Raw genomic sequence first — 3635 nt, 5'->3', positions numbered from 1 at the left:
TTAAAAAAGTAATAATCTTTCATGCATAAAATTGGACGATAAATTTACCTCTAATTACCCGAAAAAAAAATCTCTTTCTACATTATAGAAAGAGATTTTAATCATATTAAGATTTAGAATTAAGTAAGGCTAGCTCTTACAAATCCTACTACTTTTAAATCATCGTCTATTGATTTAACATAATCAGCAACAGACATGTTTGAATCTTTGATAAAAGACTGGTGTACCAAAGTATTGTCTTTGTAGAATTTCTGCATTTTTCCTTTAAGGATATTGTCAATAATGTTTGCAGGTTTTCCTTCTTTAGTCAATAATTCTCTTTCGATTTCTAATTCTTTATCAACCGTTTCCTGAGAAACCATTGTTTCATCTAAAGCGATTGGTTTCATAGCAGCAACTTGCATTGATACTGATTTTGCAACTTCTGAAGCACCATCTACATTTGCAGATAGAGAAGAGATTGCAGCAATTTTATTTCCAGCGTGAATGTAAGCTCCTAAGAAAGGACCTTCAATTCTTTCGAAAGCACCGATTTCAATTTTCTCACCGATCACTCCTGTTTGCTCGATTAATTTTTCAGCAACCGTCATTCCGTGAAAATCTGAAGCTAAAAATTGTTCTTTGTTTGCATACATCACTGCTTGCTCAGCCAATTCGTGTGCTAATTCAACGAAATTATCGTTTTTTGCAACGAAGTCAGTTTCACAATTCAAAGCGATGATTGCTCCCATTGTGTTATCTTGGTTAACTTTTGCAATTACAGCACCTTCATGAGAATCTCTGTCTGCTCTGTTAGCCGCAACTTTTTGACCTTTTTTTCTAAGGTTTTCGATTGCTTTATCGAAGTCTCCTTCAGATTCTACTAAAGCTTTTTTGCAGTCCATCATTCCTGCGCCTGTAATGTTTCTTAATTTAGCTACATCTGCAGCAACTGGTGTATACATATTCTTATTTTTTTATTTAAAATTGATTAAGTTAGCTATCTTTTTAAGCGTTGCAAAGATAATAAATTTAGCACAAACTAAAAAGTGCAATTTTTCGTTATCATTAAAATGTAGAATTCTAAAAATTAATCCCTTTATGAAAAAATTCATCTACTTTCTATTTTTATTTATTTGCTTCTTTTCTTGTGCACAATCCAAATATTCGGTAGCGCAAGTTGAGAAAAGCAGTGACGCGCAAGTGATTGCCAATTTTATTAAATACAATCCCGACCATCCAAAAACTCCGGAGTTTAAGAGAAAACTTTTTGCGGTAATTAATAATAAGAAAACGCCGACCCAGCAAGCAAAAGTTGCAAAGCCAACCATAGCGCCTGTAAATCCTTCAAAGCTTAAAAATGAAGTAAAAAGAGACGTTGCGAGAAACGGAACGAATACCAAACATAAAAGAACCGAAGATTTACTGAATCATCTTTTTAATAACGATCCCAATAGCAGGACCGCTTATGTGCAAATCAAAAATAAATCGAAGTGTAATCTTATTGTAAAACTGAACGGTAAGAAATTCTATAATCTAACTGTTCCTGCAAATAATGAAAATTTTATTTTGGTAGAGAAGGGTAGTTACTCTGTTACTACAATGGTTTGCGATGCGAAGTATTCCTCAACTAAAAATATCGGAAAAGACATCGTCATTACGTTGAATGCGCCGAAGTAAAAGATTATTTTGAAAACTGATGAAACGCTTCGGTCAATTTTAAATACTCATCTGAATACTGTCTGGGAGATTTTTCAATGATCAACTCTTCGTTCATCATTTCTTTTTGCTCCATTCCAAATTCTAATAAAAGTCTTTTGGGTTTCGAATTTATTATTCCATAAATCAGCAATCTTCTTTGTAAGTACAATTGATTTCTGCTGCAGAGTTCTTCGAATAAAACACCTGCTTCAAAAGGGATGATGACTGATAATAAACCGTTTTCACTTAAAAGGTTTTTAGATTTTACAATTAAAAGTTCGAATGATAGTTCAGTTTGTTGTCTGGCAATAATATCTTTACTGGAAACATTTTCTTCAAAATAAGGAGGATTAGAAATAATCAAATCGTACTTTTCTTTGGGATTAAAGTTTTTGTAATCCTCTAAGGAAACCGCTAATCTATTTTTAAAAGGAGAGTTTTCGAAATTTTGTGCAGCAAGTTTTACTGCATTTTCATCAATATCAATTGCCTGAATTTGTGCTTTTGGACTTCGTTGAGCGAGCATTAAGGATATTAAACCAGTTCCAGTTCCAACTTCCAAAATCTTTTTTGCTTCGTGTACAGATGAAGCCGCACCGAGCAAAACACCATCAGTTCCAACTCGGAAAACATGCTTTGACTGCTGTATGCTGAATTGTTTAAACTGAAATGGCTTCACTGAATTTTTTAGTGTTATAGATTTGAAGCTGACTTTTTTGAAATATAATTAATTTGCTTCGGTCGTTTTGAGATTGTTCGGTAACGAAATAGTGAAAGTCGTCCCTTTCCCAAGTTCTGATTTTACAGATATTTCTCCTTTATAATCTTCAACCATTTTACGAACCATGGTTAAGCCAAGACCCATTCCACTGGATTTAGACGTGAAGTTAGGCTCGAAAATTCTCCCGTAATGTTCCTCCGCAATCCCAACACCATTGTCTTCTACCGTGATAATTATTCTTTTTTGTCTTTGTTCGATATCGACATTAATAATATTTTCGCGCTCTTCATCATTGGCCTGACTCGCATTAGAAACTAGATTCGTAATAATTCTGGATAAATAAATTTTATCCATTTCAATCATGATTTGATCTTTATTCGAATGAAAGTAAATTTTTTCATCGCTGAAAATATTAATGATGTTTTTTACTTCTTTATTTAAATTGAAAATCTCATTATTCTTCTCTGGTAACTGTGCAAACTGTGAAAATGCATTCGCTACTGTCGCCACTAGATCAATTTGATCGACCATAGTTTTGCTTAAATGCTTTACTTTCTTGTGAATATCGACATCAGTCGGATCGAATTTTCGTTCGAAGTTCTGAATAGTCAGTTTCATCGGTGTCAAAGGATTTTTGACCTCATGCGCTACTTGCTTTGCCATCTCGCGCCAAGCTTCCTCTTTATCTTTAAAACTAAGTCTTTCTTTTTGCTCTTTAATTTGAAGAATCATTTTATTGTAGGCCTTTACCAATTGATTTAATTCGTCATTCTGGTAATATCTGATGGGTTGGGGGTCATTTTCAAAGAGAGTGATTCTATTAACCAGATCTGAAAATTTCGTTACCGCTCGCGTTAGGTGATTAGAGATGATCCAGCTTAGCCAAATACCAAAAGCAATTACAAACAGATTAACGATGAAAATATAATTGAGATATTTATTAAAAACGTTTACATAAGAAGCATCGTTATGATAGAAGGGGAAATAAACAATTGCAATCGGTTCCAGCATATTGTTTTTAAGGATCATATAGGACGAAGTTACATTGGCCTCGGTATTCTTATCATAATTATGGAAATCAACTCTTTTGTCACTTTTTAAAACTTTATTGATAACATCTAAAGGGATTTTTTTGATAGGGATCAGATTAATGTCTTTATTAGAAATGACATAATTTCCTTTTAAATCATAAATAATAACATCCTGATTATTAATATCGGCTATTTCGAAAATG

Annotated in this window: 4 protein-coding genes; 1 reads left to right on the top strand and 3 read right to left on the bottom strand. The window is 33.1% G+C overall.

Annotated features, from left to right (window positions below; all coding sequences use genetic code 11):
* Window positions 1-119: 119 nt before the first annotated feature.
* Window positions 120-944: a translation elongation factor Ts gene (tsf, locus tag ACEYOS_RS11665; protein WP_373797582.1), complete on the bottom strand. Its 825-nt coding sequence runs from the start codon at window positions 942-944 to the stop codon at window positions 120-122.
* 136 nt (window positions 945-1080) lie between these two features.
* Here tsf and ACEYOS_RS11660 point away from each other — a divergent pair, with 136 nt between their 5' ends.
* Window positions 1081-1659 carry a DUF6759 domain-containing protein gene (locus ACEYOS_RS11660; RefSeq protein WP_373709923.1) on the top strand — a complete coding sequence of 193 codons (579 nt, stop codon included), beginning with the start codon at window positions 1081-1083 and terminating at the stop codon, window positions 1657-1659.
* Window positions 1660-1663: 4 nt separating this feature from the next.
* On the opposite strand, the gene ACEYOS_RS11655 is transcribed toward ACEYOS_RS11660, so the two are convergent.
* Together ACEYOS_RS11655 and ACEYOS_RS11650 are read right to left on the bottom strand one after the other, a co-directional pair.
* Window positions 1664-2359, bottom strand: coding sequence for a tRNA1(Val) (adenine(37)-N6)-methyltransferase (locus tag ACEYOS_RS11655; protein ID WP_373709924.1), 696 nt, complete (start codon window positions 2357-2359; stop codon window positions 1664-1666).
* Window positions 2360-2407: 48 nt separating this feature from the next.
* A partial coding sequence (locus ACEYOS_RS11650) for a PAS domain-containing sensor histidine kinase (protein ID WP_373797581.1) occupies window positions 2408-3635 on the bottom strand: 1228 nt, incomplete at its 5' end.

It is taken from the genome of Kaistella sp. (assembly GCF_041824135.1).
Classification (GTDB): Bacteria; Bacteroidota; Bacteroidia; order Flavobacteriales; family Weeksellaceae; genus Kaistella.
The sequence above is the reverse complement of the archived record's forward strand: the minus strand, read 5'-3'. Positions and strand labels throughout refer to the sequence as shown.

Coding starts and splice junctions, on each gene's coding strand:
- tsf (WP_373797582.1), bottom strand. CDS start 944: ATGTATACACCAGTTGCTGCAGATGTAGCTAAATTAAGAAACATTACA.
- ACEYOS_RS11660 (WP_373709923.1), top strand. CDS start 1,081: ATGAAAAAATTCATCTACTTTCTATTTTTATTTATTTGCTTCTTTTCT.